The 22,204-nt window shown below is 67.9% G+C and carries 23 protein-coding genes; all 23 read left to right on the forward strand.

Translation table 11 applies throughout. The features are described from left to right. The first annotated feature begins 349 nt into the window (after positions 1 to 349). The 23 genes from rho to ACT3S3_RS05260 all read left to right on the forward strand — a co-directional run bounded on the left by rho (position 350) and on the right by ACT3S3_RS05260 (position 22,125). Entirely contained in the window at positions 350 to 2,230 is a 1,881-nt protein-coding gene (gene rho, locus ACT3S3_RS05150) for a transcription termination factor Rho (protein ID WP_444626391.1), read from the forward strand. Then, on the forward strand, positions 2,223 to 3,308 hold the full coding sequence (gene prfA, locus ACT3S3_RS05155) for a peptide chain release factor 1 (protein ID WP_301441830.1): 1,086 nt from the start codon (positions 2,223 to 2,225) through the stop codon (positions 3,306 to 3,308). Before rho ends, prfA begins: the two co-directional genes overlap by 8 nt. A 7-nt stretch (positions 3,309 to 3,315) precedes the next feature. Beyond that, positions 3,316 to 4,323 carry a N5-glutamine methyltransferase family protein gene (locus ACT3S3_RS05160; RefSeq protein WP_301441831.1) on the forward strand — a complete coding sequence of 336 codons (1,008 nt, stop codon included), beginning with the start codon at positions 3,316 to 3,318 and terminating at the stop codon, positions 4,321 to 4,323. 55 nt (positions 4,324 to 4,378) lie between these two features. Continuing rightward, positions 4,379 to 5,053, forward strand: a complete 675-nt coding sequence (locus tag ACT3S3_RS05165) for an L-threonylcarbamoyladenylate synthase (protein ID WP_301441832.1) — start codon at positions 4,379 to 4,381, stop codon at positions 5,051 to 5,053. Between the two features lie 2 nt (positions 5,054 to 5,055). Next, on the forward strand, positions 5,056 to 6,252 hold the full coding sequence (locus ACT3S3_RS05170) for an MraY family glycosyltransferase (RefSeq protein ID WP_301441833.1): 1,197 nt from the start codon (positions 5,056 to 5,058) through the stop codon (positions 6,250 to 6,252). Between the two features lie 34 nt (positions 6,253 to 6,286). Further along, positions 6,287 to 6,754, forward strand: a complete 468-nt coding sequence (locus tag ACT3S3_RS05175) for a hypothetical protein (RefSeq protein ID WP_441579540.1) — start codon at positions 6,287 to 6,289, stop codon at positions 6,752 to 6,754. 297 nt (positions 6,755 to 7,051) lie between these two features. Then, a complete protein-coding gene (atpB, locus tag ACT3S3_RS05180; RefSeq protein ID WP_301443192.1) occupies positions 7,052 to 7,852 on the forward strand; it encodes a F0F1 ATP synthase subunit A in 801 nt (266 codons plus the stop codon). Positions 7,853 to 7,944: 92 nt separating this feature from the next. Further along, positions 7,945 to 8,187: an ATP synthase F0 subunit C gene (locus ACT3S3_RS05185; protein WP_038547733.1), complete on the forward strand. Its 243-nt coding sequence runs from the start codon at positions 7,945 to 7,947 to the stop codon at positions 8,185 to 8,187. A gap of 67 nt (positions 8,188 to 8,254) precedes the next feature. Continuing rightward, a complete protein-coding gene (locus ACT3S3_RS05190; protein WP_301443191.1) occupies positions 8,255 to 8,812 on the forward strand; it encodes a F0F1 ATP synthase subunit B in 558 nt (185 codons plus the stop codon). 5 nt (positions 8,813 to 8,817) lie between these two features. Then, positions 8,818 to 9,636 (forward strand): F0F1 ATP synthase subunit delta, encoded by an 819-nt coding sequence (locus tag ACT3S3_RS05195; RefSeq protein WP_301443190.1) that lies wholly within the window; start codon positions 8,818 to 8,820, stop codon positions 9,634 to 9,636. 75 nt (positions 9,637 to 9,711) lie between these two features. After that, positions 9,712 to 11,346 (forward strand): F0F1 ATP synthase subunit alpha, encoded by a 1,635-nt coding sequence (gene atpA, locus ACT3S3_RS05200; protein ID WP_301443193.1) that lies wholly within the window; start codon positions 9,712 to 9,714, stop codon positions 11,344 to 11,346. 61 nt (positions 11,347 to 11,407) lie between these two features. Then, entirely contained in the window at positions 11,408 to 12,388 is a 981-nt protein-coding gene (locus ACT3S3_RS05205) for a F0F1 ATP synthase subunit gamma (RefSeq protein ID WP_301443189.1), read from the forward strand. A gap of 2 nt (positions 12,389 to 12,390) precedes the next feature. Next, the gene (atpD, locus tag ACT3S3_RS05210) at positions 12,391 to 13,839 is read left to right on the forward strand and encodes a F0F1 ATP synthase subunit beta (RefSeq protein ID WP_301443188.1); all 1,449 of its coding nucleotides are present in this window, start codon (positions 12,391 to 12,393) and stop codon (positions 13,837 to 13,839) included. A gap of 12 nt (positions 13,840 to 13,851) precedes the next feature. Beyond that, positions 13,852 to 14,226, forward strand: coding sequence for a F0F1 ATP synthase subunit epsilon (locus ACT3S3_RS05215; RefSeq protein WP_301443187.1), 375 nt, complete (start codon positions 13,852 to 13,854; stop codon positions 14,224 to 14,226). A gap of 255 nt (positions 14,227 to 14,481) precedes the next feature. After that, positions 14,482 to 14,907 (forward strand): DUF2550 domain-containing protein, encoded by a 426-nt coding sequence (locus tag ACT3S3_RS05220; protein WP_444626430.1) that lies wholly within the window; start codon positions 14,482 to 14,484, stop codon positions 14,905 to 14,907. Between the two features lie 10 nt (positions 14,908 to 14,917). Beyond that, positions 14,918 to 15,619: an endonuclease NucS gene (gene nucS / locus ACT3S3_RS05225; RefSeq protein WP_301443185.1), complete on the forward strand. Its 702-nt coding sequence runs from the start codon at positions 14,918 to 14,920 to the stop codon at positions 15,617 to 15,619. A gap of 20 nt (positions 15,620 to 15,639) precedes the next feature. After that, positions 15,640 to 15,951, forward strand: coding sequence for a hypothetical protein (locus ACT3S3_RS05230; RefSeq protein ID WP_441579534.1), 312 nt, complete (start codon positions 15,640 to 15,642; stop codon positions 15,949 to 15,951). 11 nt (positions 15,952 to 15,962) lie between these two features. Then, on the forward strand, positions 15,963 to 16,967 hold the full coding sequence (locus ACT3S3_RS05235) for a tetratricopeptide repeat protein (RefSeq protein WP_444626393.1): 1,005 nt from the start codon (positions 15,963 to 15,965) through the stop codon (positions 16,965 to 16,967). 55 nt (positions 16,968 to 17,022) lie between these two features. Next, on the forward strand, positions 17,023 to 17,889 hold the full coding sequence (locus ACT3S3_RS05240; protein ID WP_301443937.1) for an ABC transporter ATP-binding protein: 867 nt from the start codon (positions 17,023 to 17,025) through the stop codon (positions 17,887 to 17,889). A gap of 178 nt (positions 17,890 to 18,067) precedes the next feature. Continuing rightward, complete coding sequence (locus ACT3S3_RS05245; RefSeq protein ID WP_301443939.1) at positions 18,068 to 18,922, forward strand: NUDIX hydrolase; 855 nt, start codon at positions 18,068 to 18,070, stop codon at positions 18,920 to 18,922. Continuing rightward, a complete protein-coding gene (locus ACT3S3_RS05250) occupies positions 18,919 to 20,169 on the forward strand; it encodes a class I SAM-dependent methyltransferase (RefSeq protein WP_444626395.1) in 1,251 nt (416 codons plus the stop codon). Before ACT3S3_RS05245 ends, ACT3S3_RS05250 begins: the two co-directional genes overlap by 4 nt. A 162-nt stretch (positions 20,170 to 20,331) precedes the next feature. After that, on the forward strand, positions 20,332 to 21,120 hold the full coding sequence (locus tag ACT3S3_RS05255; protein WP_301444252.1) for an electron transfer flavoprotein subunit beta/FixA family protein: 789 nt from the start codon (positions 20,332 to 20,334) through the stop codon (positions 21,118 to 21,120). A 51-nt stretch (positions 21,121 to 21,171) separates the two neighbouring features. Beyond that, positions 21,172 to 22,125, forward strand: coding sequence for an electron transfer flavoprotein subunit alpha/FixB family protein (locus ACT3S3_RS05260; RefSeq protein WP_441578888.1), 954 nt, complete (start codon positions 21,172 to 21,174; stop codon positions 22,123 to 22,125). Positions 22,126 to 22,204: the final 79 nt, after the last annotated feature.

Below are 22,204 nucleotides of genomic sequence, written 5' to 3' on the forward strand. Positions count from 1 at the left end.
AGAACCGACCACCGCCATCCCGAGGACCCCAGGAATTTACGGGGTCACCGAATCGGTCCGAGACGGTGGGCGGTCATCCGGAGTCACGGAGATCCACGCGGGTACACCGCACCGACATCTCATCCGCCGGGAGTGTTCGTCTGCCCCGGCGCCGGACCAGTTGTCCGCGCGCACCGTGACATCCATTCCACATAAACGACGACTCACTCGAGCACGTCACCTTCCATTGTCCTGCCGCCGTCTGGGACCGGTAACGCCCGTGGGGTGTGCCGGTCCGCGGGGACAGGGACCAGGCCGCGGTCACGACCGCGGGCGGGTGAGCAGGGGGAGGTGAACCGAAAGGACACCTGTGACTTTGCCGGACATCGTCTCCAGGGCACAGAACGACGGGCTTGCCTCCCTGAAACTGGCGGAACTCAAGCAGATCGCGACATCGCAGGGGTTGAAGGGGACCTCCGGGATGCGTAAGGGGGATCTGGTCTCCGCGATCGCCAGCGCCGGGATCGGCGGACAGCGTGGTCCGGCTGGCAAGGATGCCAAGGATGCCAAGGACGCCAAGCCGGCGAAGGACAAGAAGGACGCACCACAGACCCAGGAGGCGCCGATGACGCAGCAGGTTCCCGCCGAGAAGGACGCGGCACAGGCCGACAACAACGCGGCGAAGGCCGACAACACCGCGGCGGACGCGAGCGCGGGCGTCGACCAGGGCACGCAGGAGCGTGGCGACCGCAACGACCGTAACGACCGCAATGACTCCGACGAGGAGGGTGGCCGTCGTGGTCGCCGCAACCGTCGCAACCGTCGTAACCGGGGCAAGGGCGAGCAGGGCGGTGGCCAGGGGAACCAGGGTGGCAACCAGGGCGGAAACCAGGGGGGCAACCAGCAGAACTCCGACGAGCGCGGCGGTCGCAACCGCAACGACCGGAGCGAGCGTGGCAACCGGGGGAACCGCAACGACCGCAACGACCGGAACGATCGCGGCAACCGCAACAACCAGAACAACCAGAACGACGGCGGCAACGGCGGCGGCAACAACAACGGCGGCAACAACGAGCCTCCGACCCCGGTCGCCGGCATCCTCGACTTCGCCGACGCCAACACCGCCTTCATCCGCACCACCGGCTACCACGCCGGGCCGACGGACGTGTACGTGCCGATCCAGATGGTGCGCAAGTTCGGGATGCGCCACGGTGACGCGATCACCGGCACCATCCGTCCCGGCGCCAAGGCACAGCAGGCCGGTGGCGGCGGCGGACGCAACCGCAACCGTCAGAAGTACACCCCGCTCAACTCCGTCGACACCGTCAACGGACTCGCCCCGGGGCAGGCCGCACAGCGTCCGAAGTTCAACAACCTCACCCCGCTGTACCCCAACCAGCGTCTTCGCCTGGAGACCGAGCCGAAGATCCTGACCACCCGTGTCATCGACCTGATCATGCCGATCGGCAAGGGGCAGCGTGCCCTGATCGTCTCCCCGCCGAAGGCCGGCAAGACCACGATCCTGCAGGACATCGCCAACGCCATCACGGTGAACAACCCCGAGTGCTACCTCATGGTCGTCCTGGTGGACGAGCGTCCCGAGGAAGTCACCGACATGCAGCGCTCCGTGCGCGGTGAGGTCATCGCCTCCACGTTCGACCGTCCGCCGAACGAGCACACCGCCATCGCCGAGCTCGCCATCGAGCGGGCGAAGCGCCTGGTGGAGCAGGGCAAGGACGTCGTGGTGCTGCTTGACTCCATCACCCGTCTGGGCCGTGCGTACAACAACTCCTCGCCGGCGTCGGGCCGCATCCTCTCCGGTGGTGTGGACTCCAACGCCCTGTACCCGCCGAAGCGTTTCCTCGGCGCGGCCCGCAACATCGAGGACGGTGGCTCGCTGACCATCATCGCCACCGCCATGGTCGAGACCGGCTCCGCCGGCGACACCGTGATCTTCGAGGAGTTCAAGGGCACCGGCAACGCGGAGCTGAAGCTGGACCGCAAGATCGCCGAGCGTCGCATGTTCCCCGCGGTGGACGTCAACCCGTCCGGCACGCGCAAGGACGAGCTGCTGCTCGGCCCGGACGAGGCGCGCCTGCTGCACAAGCTGCGCCGCATCCTCTCCGCGCTCGACCCGCAGGCCGCGATCGAGCTGCTGAACAAGCAGCTGCGCAAGTCGAAGACGAACCGCGACTTCATGCTGCAGATCGCCTCGTCCGCACCGCTGGCCGGGGAGGACGACGATGAGTGACTTCGCCGGTTCCCCCTCCAAGGTCGACGACATCCTGTCGGAGTACCAGGGCCTGGAGATGCAGTTGGCCGACCCGGAGCTGCACAACGACGCCGCCGCGGCCCGCCGCGTGGCCAAGCGATTCAGCGAGCTGCAGCCGGTCATCCAGACCTACAACAAGCTCGTGGAGACCCGCGACGACCTCGAGGCCGCCCGCGAGATGGCCTCCGAGGACCCGGACTTCGCCGCCGAGGCCGACCGCCTCGCCGCGGACCTGCCGGGTCTCGAGGAGAAGCTCACCGACCTGCTCGCCCCGCGCGACCCCCACGACAGTGAGGACGTGGTCATGGAGATCAAGTCCGGTGCCGGTGGCGAGGAGGCCGCGCTGTTCGCCGGGGAGCTGGCACGCATGTACCAGCGCTACGGAGAGAAGCACGGCTTCACCTTCGAGGTCCTCGACGTCAACGAGACCGACCTGGGCGGCGTGAAGGACATGACCATGTCCGTGCGCGCCAAGCAGCCAGGCCGCGACGGCGCGTGGAGCGTGTTCAAGTACGAGGGCGGCGTGCACCGGGTGCAGCGTATCCCGGTGACCGAGTCGCAGGGCCGCATCCAGACCTCCGCCGCCGGCGTGCTGGTCTACCCGGAGCCCGACGAGGTCGAGGACGTGGAGATCGACGACAAGGACATCCGCGTCGACGTCTACCGTTCCTCCGGTAAGGGCGGTCAGGGCGTGAACACCACCGACTCGGCGGTGCGCATCACCCACCTGCCCACGGGCATCGTGGTGACGTGTCAGAAGGAACGTTCCCAGATCCAGAACCGTGCGCGCGCCATGCAGGTGCTCGCCGCACGCCTCCAGCAGATGAAGGAGGAGGAGGCGGACGCCGTGGCCGCGGAGGGACGCGCCGCACAGATCCGCACGATGGACCGTTCCGAGCGCATCCGGACCTACAACTTCCCAGAGTCGCGGGTCTCGGACCACCGCATCGGCTACAAGGCGAACAACCTCGACGCCGTCCTCGACGGTGACCTCGACGCGCTCTTCGGCGCGTTGAGCGAGGCGGAGCGTCAGAGCCGGCTCGAGGCGGGGGAGTAGGACCGCGGTGACGCAGGACGCTGCGAGCGTGTCGGCGGCGCTGCGGGACGCCGCCTCGGCGTTGTCCTCGGCCGGGGTGGAGTCAGCCGCACACGATGCGCGCGTGCTCATGGCCGCCGCCCTCACCCGCGAGTCGGGGGTGGACGTCGGCCCGTTGGACCTGGTCATGCGCGGCGGCGACGCCGTCCCGGCGTCCTTCGCCACGATGCTGCAGCGACGCGTTGAGCGCGAACCGCTGCAGTGGATCCTGGGGTACGGGACGGTCGCGGGCATCGACCTGGCGGTCGGCCCGGGGGTGTTCGTCCCGCGTCCCGAGACCGATCTGCTGATCGACTGGGTGGCCGGTGAGGCCCAGCGGCGTGTGGCGCTGCGCGAGGACCCGCTCTTCGCGCGCCTGCTGGAACCCACGTTGACCATCGTCGACCTGTGTTCCGGGCCGGGCACGATCGCCCTGGGGGTGGCCCACGAGCTTGGTACCCGAGGGATAGTAGATGCTGTCGACGCTGTCGACGCCGTCGGCGTCCGTGTCATCGGCCTGGAGATCACCGCGCAGGGCGTGGAACAGGCCCGTGACAACCACCGGACCTGGGTCGCCGAGGGCCACGTGGATCCGCGGATCGCCGTGGAGTTCCACCGGGCGGACGTCGCCACGCCGGAAGACGTCGTGGCGCTGGGACTCGTCGCCTCCGCCGACATCGTGGCGTCCAATCCGCCGTACGTCCCGGAGACCACCGAGGTCTCCCCGGAGGTCGCCCGTGACCCGCACGCCGCGGTCTTCTCCGGGACGGACGGCCTGGAGCTGATGCGCCCACTGGCGGAGGTCATCGACCTCGTCGCCGCCCCGAGTGCGGGCGTGGCCGTCGAACACGACGACTCCACCGGCGCGGACGTCCGTCAGATCCTGGCCGGCGTGGGCGTCACCGAGCTGGAGCAACACCGGGACTTCGCTGGCCGGGACAGGTTCGTCACCGGCCAGGTGCACCGCGATCCCGGCCACCGGCCCACACGGGGCTAGAGTGAACGGGTTAAGGTAAGCAACCAACGACACGAGAGGACGGACGGCGCGGAGCATGGCACAGACCTACGACTGCAACGAGGACGAGGGCAGGCAGAGCGGTGTCGCCGCCGCACTGAGCGCGGTGAAGGCCGGACGTCTGGTGGTCACCCCCACCGACACGGTGTACGGCATCGGTGCCGACGCCTTCGACAACGACGCCGTCGCCGCCCTGCTGCGTGCCAAGCACCGTGGCCCGGACATGCCGGTGCCCGTGCTCATCGGCTCCTGGGACACCGTCGCCGGGCTGGTCCGCGACTACAACGAGACGGTGCGCCTGCTCACCGAGGCCTTCTGGCCCGGCGGGCTGACCATCGTGACCCACCAGGCGCCCAGCCTGCCGTGGAACCTGGGGGACACCCGCGGGACCGTGGCGCTGCGCATGCCGCTGCACCCGCTGGCGATCGAACTGCTCCAGCAGACCGGGCCGATGGCGGTCTCCAGCGCGAACATCTCCGGTAGTCCGGCCGCACTCACCGCCGCCGAGGCACGCGGGCAGCTCGGCGACTCGGTGTCGGTCTACCTCGACGCCGGGGAGGCGTCCATCGGTACGGCCTCCACGATCGTTGACCTGTCCGGTCACCGTCCGCGCATCCTGCGCGACGGTGCCATCAGCGCCGACCGGGTCGGCGAGGTGCTGGGCGTGTCTGCCGAGGCCCTGCTCGCCGACGACTCCGCCCGGGGCAACTGAGGATGGAGCTGTCCGCGGCGTCCTGGTCCGGGGTGGGTGTGCCGTTCCGTGAGCTGGCGCTGATCCTGCTCGTGGGCCTGGTCACCACGTACCTGACCACCGGTGTGATCCGCATGATCATGATCCGGTTCGGACGCATGACCGCCCCGCGCTCCCGCGACGTGCACACGGTGCCGACCCCGCGGCTCGGCGGGGTGGCGATGTTCACCGGCTTCGTTGTCGCCGTGCTGGTGGCCAACCAGCTGCCCGCGTTGAACCGTGGGTTCCCCCCGGTGACCCCGGACATGGTGGCTGTCGTCGCCGCCGCCTTCGTGATCGTGATCGTGGGGGTGGTCGACGACCTCTTCGACATCTCCTGGGTGCTCAAGCTCGGCGGCCAGGTTGCCGGCTCCGTGGCGATGAGCCTGGCCGGTTTGTCGTGGTACCTGATCTACTCGCCGTTCGGCGACGGCACCACGTTGATCCTCGATCAGGTCCAGTCCACGATCTTGACGGCTCTGCTGACGGTGGCCATCATCAACGCGATGAACTTCGTGGACGGATTGGACGGTCTCGCCGCCGGCCTGGGCGCGATCGCCGCGGCGACGCTGCTGATCTACTCCCTGACGATCCTGCACGACCAGGGCGGCACGGTCAGCGCCTATCCGCCGGCGATGATCTCGGCCGGCCTGCTGGGCGTGTGCCTGGGGTTCCTGCCGCACAACTTCTCGCCGGCGCGGATATTCATGGGGGACTCCGGGTCCATGCTGATCGGGCTGCTGCTGGCCGCGGCGAGCGTCTCGGCGTCGGGTCGGATCAACATGGCGCTCTACGGCCCCGCGGACTTCCTGGCGTTGATGACCCCGGTGCTGGTGGTGATCGCCGCGCTGTTCATCCCGATGCTGGACCTGCTGATGGCGGTCGTCCGCCGGTTGAAGGCGGGCAAGAGCCCCTTCGCCCCGGACAAGCAGCACCTGCACCACCGGCTCCTGCGACTGGGTCACTCCCAGAAGCAGGTCGTGCTGGTGCTCTACACGTGGGTCGGCGTGGTCGCCCTCGGGGCCGTGGGGTCCACGGTGCTCCCGTTGCCGATCGCGGCGATCGTCTTCGGGGTGGCGATCCTGCTGGCGACGGCGTTCACGGCCGTGCCGCTGTGGCGGGGGCGTGGGGACGCCTCCGGTGACGGTGCCGGCGGGAGCAAGGCCGTCGCGACCGGGTAGGTCGTCGCCGTGGGGGACAGCTAGGCTGTACCCCGTGAATGAGCAGAACAACGAGCAGACGACCGACCCCGCCGACCTCCCGGAGATCAACGAGTCGGACGGGGACATGGCAGACCACCGGCGCCCGTTGCTGAACGCGGCGCGGTCGGGGGCGATCGGCCTCCTGGTGATCACGGTGATCTCCCTGGCGCTGTGGGGCAACTTCCGCGGCCTCGAGGGGTTGTGGGGGGTGCTCCTCGGCGCGGCGATCGGCGGTGGTTTCGTGCTGGCGACCGTGGCGGTGGTGCTGTTGACCTCCAACACCTCGCCGCAGACCACGATGATCATCACGTTGGGTTCCTGGCTGATCAAGATCGTCGTCGTCCTGTGTGTGCTCCTGGTGCTGCGTGACATGGACTTCTTCGACCACACCGCCATGGGGGTCACCGTGATCGCCTCGCTCGTGGTCGCACTGGGGGCGGAGACCATCGGCATCATTCGGACGAATGTGACGAACGTGTGACACGGGGGTGGATCCGTGCAGGGTGGGGCATAGTCTGGTCCGCTTCGGGGGATCGGGGGGAGTTGGTTCGCGCACCTGCGCGGACTGCTGGTAATATCTCCCGCGGGTAATCAGGTAGGCGGACCCACGTGCTCACGCGTGCCCGCGAGCAATCCTGGTATATCACCCCCGGTACCGTGCGGATGTGCGACGGAGTCCACGGTTCCGGGAACTCCTGACATCCTCCATCGCACCGCCTGACCCACAATCACGCGGCCCAAACCACGGGAGAGAACGCTGAGCGTTACAACCTTGGCCATGAAGGGCGAATTCCACGCGCCTTCTATGGAGCATGAATTCTTCCCGGGGGAAGTGGATCCCAGCCAGCTCTGGTTCAGCGACTTCGCGAACGGCATCTTCGCAGTAGACCGCCTGATGGTCATCCGTCTTCTGATGATCGTCATCCTGGCGGCCTTTTTTCTGTATGCCTTCCGCAAGCCGAAGCTGATCCCGAGGGGTGCGCAGAACGTTGCAGAGTATGCGGTCGACTTCGTCCGCATCCACATCGCCGAGGAGATCCTGGGGAAGAAGGAGGGGCGTCGGTTCCTGCCGATCATCGCCACCATCTTCTTCGTGGTTCTCATCGGTAACCTGCCTGCAGTCATTCCTGCACTGAACATCTCCGCCAACGCCAGGGTCGGCATGCCGATCGTGCTGGCGGCGGTGGCGTACATCGCCATGATCTACGCAGGTGCCAAGCGTTACGGTTTCGGCAAGTTCGTGAAGTCCTCCGTGGTCATCCCGAACCTGCCGCCGTTGCTGCACGTGCTGGTCGTCCCGATCGAGTTCTTCTCCACCTTCGTCCTGCGGCCGGTCACCCTGACCATCCGTCTCATGGCGAACATGCTGGCCGGCCACATTGTTCTCGTGCTGCTGTTCGGCGCCACGAACTTCTTCTTCTGGCAGCTCAACGGCTGGACGCTGTTGGCCGGAGGAACGCTCGTCGCCGCACTGGCATTCACCTTGTTCGAGATGCTGATCATCTTCCTGCAGGCCTACATCTTCAGCCTGCTGACGGCGGTCTACATCGAGCAGTCGCTGCACGCGGACGAGCACTGACCCCCGACATCCACACATAATATTTCCGCCTCGCCAACCGGGACCACGACCGTGGACCAGGGCGGGGCACCACGAAAGGGAATGGAATCCTAATGAACGACCTGCTGCTCCTCGCCCAGGACACCACCACCAAGTTCGAGGGTCTCGGCACCATCGGCTACGGCCTCGCCGCCATCGGCCCCGGTGTCGGTATCGGTATCCTGGTCGGCAAGACCGCAGAGGCAATGGCTCGTCAGCCCGAGATGGCCGGCCAGCTGCGCACCACCATGTTCCTGGGTATCGCCTTCACCGAGGCCCTGGCCCTCATCGGCCTGGTCGCCGGCTTCCTGTTCTAGTGTGCGGCGTCCCGCCCGCGGGACTCTGTGACAAGACCTTCACACTCAAGAGCGAAAGCTGGAGACTATGACGAACTACCTCATTCTGGCAGCCGACGAGCTGCCTTTGGAGGAGCAGATCAACCCTCTGCTCCCCAAGTCGTATGACATCGTCTGGTCCCTTGTCAGCTTCATCATCATCTTCGTGATCTTCTGGAAGTTCGTTCTTCCCAAGGTCAAGCAGGTCATGGCTGACCGCACCGACCAGATCGAGGGTGGCATCGCACGTGCCGAGCAGGCACAGGACGAGGCCAAGGCCGCGCTGGAGAAGTACAACGCCCAGCTGGCCGAGGCACGCACCGAAGCCTCCCAGATTCGTGACGACGCCCGCTCCCAGGGTCAGAAGATCATCGCTGACATGAAGACGCAGGCGACCGACGAATCCAACCGCATCATCGAGTCCGGCAACAAGCAGCTGCTCGCGCAGCGCGAGTCCGTCGTCTCCGATCTGCGTAAGGAGATGGGGGAGAACTCCATCAACCTCGCCGAGCGTCTGCTGGGCGACCAGCTCTCGGACGACGTCAAGCGTTCCGGTACGATCGACTCCTTCCTCGCTGATCTCGACAGCGTCGGATCGGGGAAGTGAGGCCCGTGCACGCAGCGAGCAGAACAACCCTGGACCAGCTGACTGAGTCGCTGGACGGTGCACTGTCCGGTGCAACCGACACCGCCGCAGCCGGTGCTGCGACCGGTTCCGAGCTGTTCGAGGTCGCAGACCTCCTGGACAGCGACCGGTCACTGCGCACGGCGCTGGTGGACCAGACTGTTCCGGCCGACCGTCGCGCCGCACTGGCCGACGGGCTGCTGGCGGACAAGGTCTCCACGACTACCCGCGAGACTGTCTCGCAGGTCGTCACGGGCACCTGGTCCAACACCCGGGACCTGCGCCACGGGCTGGTCGAGCTGGGCCGCCGTGCCCTGCTGCGTGCAGCCCATGAGCAGGGTCAGAGCGAGAAGGTCGCCACGGAGCTCTTCGACATTGCCCGTCTCCTCGAGCGGGAGCCGGAACTGGAGATGCTCCTGGCCGACCGTCTGGCGTCCGGAGAACGACGTCGGGAACTGCTGGCGAAGGTCCTCTACGGCCACGTCAGCGCCATCGCCGAAGCCCTCGCGCTTCAGGTGATCGGCCGTCCCGTCGCGCGTCCGGTCGAGGACCTTGACGCACTGTGCGACTTCGCAGCCGGACTGGACGGACGCCGGGTAGCCCGCGTCCGTTCCGCCTCGGCTCTGTCGGAGGCACAGGAGCAGGCACTGGGTCAGAAGCTGGAGAAGATCTACGGTTCCGCGATGTCCGTCCATTCCGAGGTTGACACCAGCCTCCTCGGTGGTGCGGTCATCCGGGTCGGCGACGAAGTGATCGACGGTAGCACGGCTGGAAAGCTGGAGCGCATGCGTCGGGCCTTCGCCTAGGCCGCCCCGGATCGAACCTCGATCGACAAGATAGTTCACGTAATGCTGGAAGACGATACCGAGAGCAGGAAGAACATGGCGGAGCTTACGATCTCCTCCGATGAGATCCGTAGCGCGATTGCGAACTACACCTCAAGCACTTCCGCGGAGGCCTCCCGTGAGGAGGTCGGCGTGGTTACGATGGCAGCGGACGGCATTGCCCAGGTTTCGGGCATGCCCTCCGTGATGACCAACGAGCTGCTTGAGTTCCCGGGCGGTCTCATCGGAGTCGCGCAGAACCTCGAGACCGATTCGATCGGTGTTGTGGTGCTGGGTAACTACGAGTCGCTGAAGGAAGGCGACGAAGTCAAGCGGACCGGCGATGTCCTGTCCGTCCCGGTGGGGGAGAACTTCCTCGGCCGGGTCATCAACCCCCTGGGTCAGCCCATCGACGGCCGCGGTGACATCGAGTCCACCGAGACCCGCGCCCTGGAGCTGCAGGCACCGTCGGTGCTGCAGCGCCAGCCGGTGCACGAGCCGATGCAGACCGGCATCAAGGCCATCGACGCGATGACCCCGATCGGCCGTGGCCAGCGTCAGCTGATCATCGGCGACCGCAAGACGGGTAAGACCTCCGTCTGCATCGACACCATCCTGAACCAGCGTGAGAACTGGGAGTCCGGGGATCCGACGAAGCAGGTGCGTTGCATCTACGTCGCGATCGGCCAGAAGGGCTCCACCATCGCCGCGCTGCGTCAGACCCTCGAGGACGAGGGTGCCCTGGACTACACGACCATCGTGGCAGCCCCGGCATCCGACTCCGCCGGCTTCAAGTGGCTCGCGCCGTTCGCCGGTGCCGCCCTGGGTCAGCAGTGGATGTACGAGGGCAAGCACGTCCTCATCATCTTCGACGACCTGACCAAGCAGGCCGAGGCCTACCGCGCGATCTCCCTGCTGCTGCGCCGCCCGCCGGGCCGCGAGGCATACCCGGGCGACGTCTTCTACCTGCACTCCCGTCTGCTGGAGCGTGCGGCGAAGCTGTCCGACGAGGAGGGCGCCGGCTCGATGACGGCACTGCCGATCATCGAGACCAAGGCCAACGACGTGGGTGCGTTCATTCCCACCAACGTCATCTCCATCACCGACGGCCAGGTCTTCCTGGAGTCCGACCTGTTCAACCAGGGCGTCCGGCCGGCCATCAACGTCGGTGTGTCCGTCTCCCGTGTCGGTGGCGACGCACAGACTAAGGGCATGAAGAAGGTCGCCGGTAACCTGCGACTGGACCTCGCCGCCTACCGTGACCTGGAGGCCTTCGCGGCCTTCGCGTCCGACCTGGACGAGTTCTCCAAGGCCCAGCTGGAGCGCGGCGAGCGTCTCGTCGAGCTGCTGAAGCAGAAGGAGACCCAGCCCCAGGCCGTCGAGGATCAGATGGTCTCCATCTTCCTCGCCGGTGAGGGTGAGTTCGACACGGTCCCCGTCGTCGACGTGCGCCGCTTCGAGTCGGAGCTGTGGGAGTACCTGCACGCCAACAACGCCGACGTCTACGAGCAGATCAACGGTGGCAAGCCGCTGTCGGACGACTCCAAGAAGGCACTGGTCGCCGCGACCGGCGACTTCAAGCGTGGCTTCCAGTCCACGGACGGCACCCCGGTCATCAACGAGCCGGAGGCCCAGGCCCTGGCTGACGAGGATCTCGACCAGTCGCAGATCAGCGTCTCCCGCAAGAAGTAGCGCGGGGAACTTAAACGATGACTGCACAGACCGAGTACACAGAAGAAGGGAGGTAGCAGCGATGGCAACACTTCGCGAACTGAGGGGACGGATCAAGTCCGTCAACTCGACGAAGAAGATCACGAAGGCCCAGGAGCTCATCGCGACCTCCAAGATCACCAAGGCGCAGGCTCGCGTGAGCGATTCTCAGCCGTACGCCGACGAGATCACTCGGGTCATCCAGCGTCTCGCATCCGCGTCCTCACTGGACCACCCGATGCTCGACGTCGAGGCCGAGGCCAAGCGCGCCGCTATCCTCGTCATCACGAGTGACCGTGGCATGTGCGGTGGATACAACCACAATGTGCTGAAGAAGACCGCCGAGCTGCGCAAGCGGCTCGAGGGCGAGGGCAAGGACGTCGTCCTGTACATCGCCGGCTCCAAGGGAGTCACCTTCTACAGCTTCCGTGGTGACGACTTCGCCGGTTCATGGACCGGGTTCTCCCAGGACCCGGACTACGCCGCGACGCACGACCTCCGCCGCCACCTCATCGACGGCTTCACCGCCGGCGACGAGGGCAGCGTGCACTGGCGCGACGGGCTGAACGTCCCGGAAGGCACCGAGCTGACCGGCTTCGGCGAGCTCCACGTGGTCTACACGCGGTTCGAGTCGATGCTCACCCAGACGCCGCGTGCCATCCGCATGCTGCCGATCGAGACCCAGCAGGACGACGAACCGCTGCAGACCGGGGACGACATGCTCTCCAATGCCAGCGACGACGTCAGCGCCGAGGTCGAATTCGAGCCGGATGCGGACACGCTCCTGACGGCACTGCTGCCGCAGTACGTCTCCCGGAGCATCTTCGCCCTGATGCTGGAAGCCGCCGCTAGTGAGTCCGCTGCCCGCCGTACCGCAATGTCCGCTGCGACGGACAACGCCACCGCGCTGGTCAACGACCTCTCCCGGGTCGCCAACCAGCTGCGTCAGGCAAAGATCACCCAGGAAATCTCAGAGATCGTCGGTGGCGTCAACGCGCTCGCCGACAGCGGAGAAAGTGACTAACTATGACTACAGCTACTGAGGTGCAGCGCGACAGCGCTGCATCGACTGCTGCCGGTCGCGTGGTCCGAGTCATCGGACCTGTCGTCGACGTGGAGTTCCCGCGTGGCGCTATGCCGGCACTGTACAACGCACTCGAGGTGGAGGTGACTCTGGAGTCGGTGGCCAAGACCATCGTCCTGGAGGTCGCCCAGCACCTCGGTGACAACATCATCCGTGGTGTCTCCATGGCCCCGACCGACGGACTCGTCCGTGGCGCCGAGGTCATCGACACCGGCCGTCCGATCTCCGTGCCCGTGGGCGACGTCGTCAAGGGCCACGTGTTCAACGCCCTCGGTGACTGCCTCGACGAGCCCGGCCTCGGCCGTGACGGCGAGCAGTGGGGCATCCACCGTGAGGCCCCGAACTTCGACCAGCTCGAAGGCCGCACGGAGCTCATGGAGACCGGCATCAAGGTCATCGACCTGCTGACCCCGTACGTCAAGGGCGGCAAGATCGGCCTGTTCGGCGGCGCCGGTGTGGGTAAGACGGTGCTCATCCAGGAGATGATCACCCGTATCGCCCGCGAGTTCTCCGGTACCTCCGTGTTCGCCGGCGTCGGCGAGCGCACCCGTGAGGGCACCGACCTCCGTCTGGAAATGGAGGAGATGGGCGTCCTCCAGGACACCGCCCTCGTCTTCGGCCAGATGGACGAGCCCCCGGGAGTCCGTATGCGCGTGGCGCTGTCCGGTCTGACCATGGCGGAGTACTTCCGCGATGTCCAGAACCAGGACGTGCTGCTGTTCATCGACAACATCTTCCGTTTCACCCAGGCCGGTTCCGAGGTCTCCACGCTGCTGGGCCGTATGCCCTCCGCCGTGGGTTACCAGCCGACCCTGGCCGACGAGATGGGTGTGCTCCAGGAGCGAATCACCTCGACCAAGGGCCGTTCGATCACGTCTCTGCAGGCCGTCTACGTGCCTGCCGACGACTACACCGACCCGGCACCGGCGACGACCTTCGCCCACCTGGATGCGACGACCGAGCTCAACCGTGCCATCGCCTCGAAGGGTATCTACCCCGCGGTGGACCCGCTGACCTCGACCTCGCGCATCCTGGAGCCCGGCATCGTCGGCGAGCGCCACTACGCGGTCGCCCAGCGTGTGATCGGTGTTCTGCAGAAGAACAAGGAACTGCAGGACATCATCGCCATCCTGGGTATGGACGAGCTGTCCGAAGAGGACAAGATCACCGTCCAGCGTGCCCGTCGTATCGAGCGCTTCCTGGGTCAGAACTTCTTCGTCGCGCAGAAGTTCACCGACATCCCCGGCTCCTTCGTGCCCCTCGAGGACACGATCGACGCCTTCGAGCGCATCTGCGACGGCGAGTTCGACGCCTACCCGGAGCAGTGCTTCGACGGTCTGGGTGGACTCGACGACGTCGAGGCCGCCTACAAGAAGCTCACCGAGAAGTAAGGGGTCACGCACATGGCTGAGATTGCCGCTGAACTGGTGGCCGTGGAGCGGATGCTGTGGTCGGGTAAGGCCACCTCCGTCACCGCACAGACCACCGAGGGCGAGATCGGCGTGCTCCCCGGTCACGAGCCGCTGCTCGGCCAGTTGGTCGACAACGGTGTCGTGGTCATCCGGACCACCGAGGGTGAGACCTTCGTCGCCGCGGTACAGGGCGGTTTCCTGTCCGTGTCCACGTCGAAGATCACCATCCTCGCCGACTCCGCGCTGTGGGCCCACGAGGTCGACACCGCCGAGGCCGAGGCGCGCGTCCGCGACGCCTCGACCGACGAGGAGCGAGAGCTGGCGCAGTCCGAACTTCGCGCCGTGAAGCGTCTGCAGGAGAGCTGACAGCCGCTCCAGCCTGCCGCCGGGCCGGCCACCTCTTCACCGAGGTGGCCGGCCCGGTTTTCGTCGTGCGTGCACCTGCGCGCCCGGACCGGCGGCTCGGCTTGCCTATTCCTTTTGGTACTGCCCCTGAACGACGGTAATATCGACGAAAAGTTCTAAGGCGCGACCCCGCCGGCCCGGATGACCACCGTGCGGAGGGATCGCGACCGAGAAGGGGCGTGACTGGTGCTGTTGAACATTCTGATTACCGTCGTGGTGATCGCACTCGCATGTGGCGTGATAATCGCCGGCGCGAGATTCCTCACCCTCCGCAGTCGGGGCATCCCCGTGGTGGTCAGAAGCCTTCCCAACCAGGACGGGCGGCACTGGCGCCACGGGGTTCTTGTATACGGCAGCGGTATCGCCCGGGTGTACAAGCTGCGCTCCGTGCGTCCGGAGTCGGACCTGCAGCTCAACCGGCACCACACCGAGATCACCGACCGGCGCATCATCACCGACCGTGAGTCGGCCTTCCTGGAGCCCGAGCTTCACGTGATGACGTTGGAGGACGGGGCCAAGACCTGGGAGGTCGCCCTGGACGATGCGGGGGACACGGCCCTGGTGTCGTGGCTGGAGTCGGCACCTTCGGAGCGGATGATTCGCTCGGACCTGCGCACGGTGAGGAAACGGGGCATACGGTAGCCTGTCCCTCATGCGTTTGGTCATCTGCCGCTGCTCCGTCGACTACGAGGGGCGCCTCGCGGCCCATCTCCCGGAAGCTGACCGTCTGGTCATGGTGAAGGCGGACGGCTCGGTGAGCATCCACGCCGACGACCGTGCCTACAAGCCGTTGAACTGGATGACGCCGCCGTGCACGCTCAGCGTCGCCGAGGGCGACGACGTCCCCGACGAGCTGTCGGAGCAGGGCGTGACGGCGGTGTGGACGGTGGAGAACCCGAAGAAGGAACGCCTGACCATCAAGATCGGCACGGTCTACTCCGACACCTCCCACGAGCTCGGTGAAGATCCGGGCCTGGTCAAGGACGGTGTGGAGTCGCACCTGCAGGAGCTGCTCGCCGAGCAGATCGACATCCTGGGGGAGGGCTACACCCTGGTGCGCCGGGAGTACCCGACCGCGATCGGGCCGATCGACATCCTCTCCCGCGACGCCGACGGTGCGGCCGTCGCCGTGGAGATCAAGCGGCGCGGTGGCATCGACGGGGTGGAGCAGCTCAGCCGGTACGTGGAGCTGCTCAACCGGGACGAGCTCCTGGCCCCGGTGCAGGGTGTCTTCGCCGCCCAGGAGATCAAGCCCCAGGCCAAGACCCTGGCCGAGGACCGTGGCTTCCGCTGCGTCACCCTGGACTACCAGGCGATGCGCGGGGTGGAGTCCGACGAGCTCCGCCTGTTCTGACGTAGGCCGGGAGCGGGTCGATGCCGAGACGCAACAGGAGGGACGCGACCCCGTCGCGCGGGCTGCCGCGCGACGGTGGGTCCTACCTGGGCACCCGGCGTGAGGACGCGCCGTCCTGGGCGGGCGGGACGTCCGGCTGGACGGAGAGTTACCTGGTTCGACGGATCGGCCCGAAGGCGGCGGTGAAGTACTACGTCTGCCCGGGCTGCAACCAGAACATCCCGCCGGGGGTGGCGCACATCGTCGCCTGGCCGGACTCGCACCGCGGTGGCGACGACCGGCGTCACTGGCACTCCGGGTGTTGGGAGCGGAGGCGTACGGGGCGGCGCTAAGATGGGGCGCCATGACGACACCGAACCATCCGGGACAGCATCAACAGGGCGGCGCGGCGGCCCCGAACCGTTTCGCGGCCGGCGCCGTGGACCTCGGGGCGGTCAAGGAGTCCGCCGACCAACGCCAGCGGGCGGCGGAAAGGTCGAGGCAGGAGGCCGAGTCGGGGGCGCGCATCGCCCGTAGTGCGGCGGTGACGCCGGAGAGTTTCGAGCAGGACCTGGTGGTGCGCTCCACCCAGGTCGCGGTGATCCTGCTGCTGGGCAGTCCGCGTGCCGAGGGGTGCGCGGAGATGTCCGCCGAATTCACCCGACTGGCTGAGGCGCAGGACGCCTCCGGCGCCCCCGTGCAGTGGGTCTTCCGCGAGGTTGACGTGGACACCACCCCGGAGATCGCCCAGGCGCTGCAGGTGCAGGCCGTGCCCACGGTGCTGGCGCTGGCCGGCGGACGTCCGTTGACGAACTTCGAGGGCGTGCAGCCCGCCGAGCAGATCGCGCAGTTCGTGGACGCCGTCGTGCGCGCCGTGGACGGTCGGCTGCCGGGGCTGCCGGAGTCCGACGGTAGCGAAGACGCCGGTGCCGGCGCTGACGGCCTTGACGCCACCGACGGGGGAGAGGACGCCGTCGACCCGCGCTTCGAGCGCGCCGGCGTCCTGCTGGACGGCGAGGACTACGCCGGGGCGGTCGCGGTCTACGACGAGATCATCGCGAACCCTGGCGCAGACCCCGCCGCGGAGCCGGAGGCCGTGCAGGAACTGGTGGCGGAGGCGCGTGCCGCCCGCGTGACGGCACTGCTGCTGGAGCGTTCGGCGCAGGGGGCGTCCGACGAGGTCGACGACCTGCTGCTGGCCGGTGAGCGGGTGCAGGCCTTCGACACCCTCATCGAGCGCATCAGGACCAGCGCCGGCGACGAGCGCGACGCCGCGCGCAGCCGGCTGCTGGAGATCTTCGCCATGTACGACACCGCCGATGCCGAGGTCATCGCGGCGCGTACCCGCATGGCCTCGGCACTGTTCTGAGGTGGGTGGGGCCGGTGGACCCCTGATCCACCACGGCGCGGCACGGTAGGGCACGATGGAGGACGTGAACGACACCATCATCTCCTCACCCGCCACCGCCGACGCCCTCGACGAGGACCTCGTCCTCGACCTGCGCGAGGTGACCATCGTCCGCGACGGACGCCATGTCCTGCACCCGGTGACCTGGCAGGTCGAGGTCGACGAGCGGTGGATCATCATCGGTCCGAACGGGGCGGGCAAGACCTCCCTGCTGACCATCGCCGGGGCGCGCCAGTACCCCTCGTCCGGCACCGCCCGGATCGTGGGGGAGACCCTGGGCAAGACGGACGTGCGCGAGCTGCGCACCGCGGTGGGCATGTCGTCGGCCGCGGTGGCCCACCAGGTGCCCGGCGGGGAGAAGGTCCTCGACCTGGTGATCTCCGCCGGCTACGACGTGATGGGCCGCTGGCGTGAACGCTACGACCGGGGTGATGAACTGCGTGCCATGGAGATCCTGGAGCAGATGGGTGCGCTGCACCTGGGGGAGCAGACCTGGGAGACGCTGAGCGAGGGCGAGCGTAAACGCGTGCTGATCGCGCGTGCCCTGATGACCGACCCTGAACTGCTGCTGCTCGACGAGCCGGGCGCAGGCCTGGACCTGGGTGGGCGTGAGGACCTGGTGCGCATGCTCGGGGAGCTGGCGGAGGACCCGGACGCCCCTGCGACGGTGATGGTGACCCACCACGTCGAGGAGATCCCCCCGGGATTCACCCACGGCATGATCCTCGACGAGGGCAGGGTGGTCGCCCAGGGGCTGCTGGAGGACGTGATGACCTCCGAGAACCTGACCCGGGCGTACCACCAGCCGATCTCGTTGTCCTTCGACGACGGGCGCTACTTCGCGCGCAGGGCACGCACCGGGGGAAGCCACCGGGCACGCTGAGGGCCAGGAACCGGCCCACACGACTATGGTGGAGGACATGGTGGACGGCAGTGTGAACGGCAGTGAGCGTGACGGCGCACGTGACGGGGCACCTGACAGGGCACGTGACGGGGCACCTGACAGGGCACGTGACGGGGCCCCGGGGGCGGTCGTGCCGGCCCGGCACGCCTCGACGCTGATGCTGCTGCGAGATACGCTCAGCGGCCCGGAGGTGTACGTCCAGGAGCGTGCGAGCACGATGCGTTTCTGCGCGGAGATGACGGTCTTCCCCGGTGGCGGGGTGGACGCCCGGGACCTGCCCGGCGACGGCGACGGCGACGGCCACGACTCCCCGGAGATCGGCTGGCAGGGCCCCTCGCCGCAGTGGTGGGGCGAGCGGCTGGGGACCTCGCCGGAACTGGCGCGCGCCCTGGTGTGCGCGGCGGTGCGCGAGACTTTCGAGGAGACCGGCACCCTGCTGGCCGGCTATGCCGGTGAGGCAGGGGAGAACGGTTCCGGGCCGGTGCGCGACACGGTTCCCTACCTGCCGTTCCGGCAGGAGCTCGAGCAGCACCGGCTGGCCTTCTCCGACTTCCTGAGCATGCACGACCTGGTGCTGCGCGGCGACCTGCTGCGCCCGTGGGCGAACTGGGTGACCCCGGAGTCGCAGCCGATCCGGTACGACACGGCGTTCTTCGTCGCCGCGATGCCCGAGGGGCAAGAGACGCACGGGGACACCCGTGAGGCCAGTTCGACGGGCTGGTTCCGTCCGGCCACGCTGCTCGACGGCTGGCGCAACCGCAAGATCAACCTCATGCCGCCGACGTGGTCGCAGCTGAAGATGCTCGACACCTTCCGCAGTGTCGGGGAGATCCTGGACTTCGCCGAGACGCTGCGGGTGGACCCGGTGCGTTCCGAGCCGGTCGACGAGCCCTACATGGCCGAGTACTACCTGCTGGAGACCCGGATGTACGGCTACCCCGAGCGGGTGTTCGCCCCCGGCATGAAGTTCGCCGTCGACCCGGGGGAGCTGCCCCCGTCCCCGTTCGCGTGAGTTTCACGCTGGAGGAGGTCGACTGGCTCGTGGCGCACCCGGACGCCGTGGCCGGGGCGGAGAACCTCGCGCTGACGAAGTCGAGCCGGGTCGCTGACACCGCGACGCTGCGCCGGGAACACGGCGAGCACGCCCGCGCCCTGATGGAGCTGGTCGCCGCCCGGCGTTCGGCCGTGGCCGGCGGCAAGGTGCCCGGTGACTGGCTGGTGTGCGGGGACTCCGCCCAGCAGGCGACACCGGCGGTGGTGGCCGCCGAGCGGGCGGACCACATCGCCACCATGCTCGGGGCCGGCACCGGCGGGCAGGCGGGCGGGGGGCTCGTCGTCGCCGACGTGACCTGCTCGGTCGGTACCGAGCTGCCGCATCTCGCCGGACGCTTCGGCACGGTGCTCGGCGGCGACCTGGATCCGTCCCGGCTGGCGATGGCGCGCCACAACATGACGGTCACAGGACAGGACGCAGGACGCGTCGCGCTGGTGCGTGCCGACGCGGTGCGTCCCGTCTTCGCCCCCGGTGCCGTGGACGTGGTGGTCGCGGACCCGGCCCGCCGGACGGCCCGCGGGCGGATCCGCGACCCGAAGGACCTGCTTCCGCCGCTGCCGGACCTGCTCGAGGCGCACCGGGGGTCCGCGGTGGCGGTGAAGTGCGCCCCGGGCATCGACTACGGCGAGTGGGAGGGCCAGGTCGACGTGGTCAGCGTGGACGGCGGGGTGAAGGAGGCGTGCCTCTACACCCCGGAGCTCGCGGCGCACGAGCGTCGGGCCGTGGTCTTCCGCGACGGTCGACGCCGCGTCCTGACCTCCGACGACCCGGAGTCCGAGGAGGTGGGCCGCGTGGGGCGCTACATCCTTGACCCGGACGGTGCGGTGGTGCGCGCCGGGCTGGTCCGTCAGTACGCCGCCGCCCTGGGCTGGTGGCGGGTGGACCCGCACATCGCCTACCTCAGCGGCGACTCCCTGGAGGACCTGTCGGCGAGGGGGACGGGGACGGGGACGGAGGGGGCCTTCCTGCCCGGCCAGCGCGTCTTCGAGGTGATCGAGGAGGTCCAGCTGAAGAAACTGCGTCCGGCGTTGGCGGCGTTGGACTGCGGACGTCTGGAGATCCTGGTGCGTGGGGTCGACGTCGACCCGGACCAGTTGCGCCGCAAGATGAAGCTCAAGGGCGGGCGGGAGCTGACGGTCGTGCTCACCCGGATCGGCGACGCCTCTGTAGCGGTCATCACCGAGGAACTACACCTGCGGGGGTAGTTCTAAATAAATGATTTCTGCGACAGTTGGCCTCGTCGTCGCAGGTGACGCGCTTACGCCGGTGACGTGACCCGGGGGGAAATCCCAATGTGGGGTACATCACGGTGATTCGCAGGTAGACTTCGGACCGAAGAAAAGCACCCCAAGCAGGAAGGCCTATGAATGTCGAACATCGTGGTTCTGGTCAAGCAGGTGCCGGACACCTATTCCGAGCGCAAGCTGACCGATGACGACTTCACCCTCGATAGGGAGAGCGCTGACGCGGTCCTCGACGAGATCAACGAGAACGCCGTCGAGGCTGCGCTCCAGCTCAAGGAAGCTGGCGGCGACCGCAACGTCGTCGTTCTCTCCGTCGGCCCGGCCAGCGCTAAGGACGCGCTGCGCAAGGCGCTGTCCCTCGGTGCTGACGAGGCGATCCTCGTCACCGACGACGCACTCGCCGGTTCCGACGCGCTCGGCACGGCCTGGACCCTGTCCAACGCGCTGAACCTCGTCGACGACATCGAGCTGATCATCGCGGGCAACGCCTCGACCGACGGCGTCGCCGGCGCGGTCCCGGGTCTGCTCAGCGAGTACCGCCAGATCCCCGCCCTGACCCACCTCCGCACCCTCGAGGTCAGCGGCGACAAGGTCTCCGGCGAGCGTGTCACCGAGGACGGCATCTACACCGTCGAGGCCCCGAAGCCGGCCATCGTCTCGGTGACGGAGAAGGCCAACACCCCGCGTTTCGCCGTCTTCAAGGGCATCATGGCCGCCAAGAAGAAGAAGATCCAGGAAGTCGGCCTCGCCGACATCGGAGTGGCTCCGGAGAACGTCGGCCTGGCCGCCGCCTCCACCTCCGTGACCACCGCTGCCCCGAAGCCGGAGAAGACCGCGGGCGAGATCATCACCGACGAGGGCGACGGCGGCAACAAGCTCGTCGAGTACCTCGTGTCGAAGAAGCTCGTCTAGTTCACCCACCGGTTCAGCGCGAACGAAACTGTCGAAAGGACATACACAACCATGACCAACGTCCTGGTACTTGTCGAGCACACTCAGGGTGAACTGAAGAACTCCACCCTGGAGCTCATCACCGCGGCCCGCGCGTTCGGCACCGTCGGTGCCATCGTCGTCGGCGCCCCCGGCACCGCCGAGAAGCTGCAGGAGGGTCTGGCCGCCGGTGGCGCCGAGACCATCTACGCCGCGGAGTCCGACGACGCCGAGAAGTACGTCGTCACCCCCTCCGTGGACGCCGTCTCCGGCCTCGCCGCCCAGCTGCAGGTCCCGGTGATCATCGCCGCCGGTGCCGCCGGCAACGAGATCGCCGGACGTGTCGGTGCCCGCGTGGCCTCCGGCGTCCTGTACGACCAGATCGCCGTCAACGCCGACCGTTCCTCCAAGGGTTCGATCTTCGGTGGCGACTTCACCGTGGACTCCACCGCCGGTGGCGCCTCGCCGGTCTACACCCTGCGTGCCGGAGCCGTCGACCCGGAGCCGCAGGCGGCCTCCGGTACGGTCCAGCCCGTCGAGCTGCCGGCCGCCGGCCCCACGGCCGTGACCATCACCTCCTTCTCCCCGGCGGAGAAGGCTGACCGTCCCGAGCTCACCGAGGCGAAGATCGTCGTCTCCGGTGGCCGTGGTGTCGCCGGCCCGGACGGCTTCCGCGACGTCATCGAGCCGCTGGCCGACGTCCTCGGTGCCGCCGTCGGTGCGTCCCGCGCCGCGGTCGACGCCGACTACTACCCGGGCAAGTTCCAGGTCGGCCAGACGGGCAAGACCGTCTCCCCGAACCTGTACCTGGCCCTGGGCATCTCCGGTGCGATCCAGCACAAGGCCGGCATGCAGACCTCGAAGACCATCGTCGCGGTCAACAAGGACGACGAGGCGGGCATCTTCGAGATCGCCGACTTCGGTGTCGTCGGCGACCTCTTCAAGGTCGCCCCGCAGGCCACCGAGGCCCTCAAGGCCCGCGGCTAGCCAGCCACCCCCGCATCCCCCCGGGGCCGGAGAGTAGACTCTCCGGTGAACCGGTGAGGTGCACCGTGCACGGCACGAC

This window comes from Corynebacterium sp. AOP40-4SA-5 (assembly GCF_052377355.1).
Taxonomy (GTDB): domain Bacteria; phylum Actinomycetota; class Actinomycetes; order Mycobacteriales; family Mycobacteriaceae; genus Corynebacterium.